3 protein-coding genes are annotated in these 1,177 nt (G+C 38.4%); all 3 read left to right on the top strand.

Annotated features, from left to right (window positions below; all coding sequences use genetic code 11):
• The first annotated feature begins 294 nt into the window (after positions 1 to 294).
• A complete protein-coding gene (locus DKW60_RS20305; RefSeq protein ID WP_146203534.1) occupies positions 295 to 552 on the top strand; it encodes a hypothetical protein in 258 nt (85 codons plus the stop codon).
• Entirely contained in the window at positions 552 to 992 is a 441-nt protein-coding gene (locus tag DKW60_RS20300; RefSeq protein WP_109839495.1) for a hypothetical protein, read from the top strand. The genes DKW60_RS20305 and DKW60_RS20300 overlap by 1 nt, the downstream gene beginning before the upstream one ends.
• Positions 983 to 1,177: AAA family ATPase (locus DKW60_RS20295; protein WP_146203533.1), on the top strand; the 195-nt coding region annotated here is incomplete at its 3' end. The genes DKW60_RS20300 and DKW60_RS20295, both read left to right, overlap by 10 nt.

The following is a 1,177-nucleotide window of genomic DNA, read 5'->3' as shown; positions in this document are numbered from 1 at the left end:
GGCTTGCTCCACTTCAAATGTTCCTTTAGGCTACTTTGTAGCCCATCACTTAGCGTCATTTCAGTCTCCGTTTGGTCACAGTGAGTGAAATAACAACTTAGTGATGGGTTTTCAGTTGATCAATATTCAAACGATATTCGGTCGTTTAGTTTTTTGTCGTGTACAGAGGACTATGACGATAATATAAGAAGAAAAAATAAACTAAGATGCACCAATAGTGAAGGTGTTTTGAATAGTCTGAAGCACCAAAAACTTAATGATCTAACCGCTGATAACTGGCTCAATGGCGATACTATGCTTAAAAAGATTGAGAAGGATGCCTCTGAGATTTACTTTCGGCTGGAACACTGCTTCTCTGAGTTTCAGGTAGAGGTGGAGGAAATATGCATAACTTGGGAAGGTACAGCCAATGAGCTTGTTGATAAGGTTAGAACTGAGTTACGCACCAGAATCCAAGAGGCAGTTCCTGAATTAAGTGGGACTGATAAGCACAAGTTGGCTAATACAATGACAGCTAGATGGATTGCTTTGTGTCCTTTGGAGGTTTACTAATGAGTAAAGTACGGTTCAATCGAAGACCGATGCCTCTAATTGCAGAATACAGGCCTATCTACAAAATTTTTCAAATACTTTCAATTCTTGAGTATAGCTCAAGAGGTGGTAAGTCTAGTCTAATTAGGCTGCATTTGATTAACTGGGTTCTCAAGACAGAGAGTCGGAAAGAAGAATTGGCTACCTTGGCGGCTGATGCCAATATTCCATTCAAGGTATGGGGAGTTGACCCGATACTTAATGTTGCACTGCAATTTAGTGTTGCACAAAAACTAATTACTCAAAAGTCGGATGCTTATTCGATCACATTTGAAGGTAAAAAATTACTGAAACTAGCCAAAGAACAAGATATTGAGTTAAGAGATTCAAGCTATTTAGGCAGGCTTGGAAAACGAATAACAGAGAAAATGGTTGAAGAGATTGTCAATAAATGGAATTAGGCCAGCTGAGATTTAAACGCTTCAAGATAGTAGTACAAACCACTGACTCTGATTATGGGTTTGATTGCCGGTTTGAAGATGGGCTTAATATTATTAGAGGTGATAATTCTTCTGGTAAAAGTACGCTTATAAATTCAATTATCTACTCCATAGGTATGGAAGAGCTAAGTACCTACCTAAAAGTT

Origin of the sequence: Leucothrix pacifica (assembly GCF_003172875.1) — a bacterium.
In the GTDB taxonomy this organism is placed as follows: domain Bacteria; phylum Pseudomonadota; class Gammaproteobacteria; order Thiotrichales; family Thiotrichaceae; genus Leucothrix; species Leucothrix pacifica.
The sequence above is the reverse complement of the archived record's forward strand: the minus strand, read 5'-3'. Positions and strand labels throughout refer to the sequence as shown.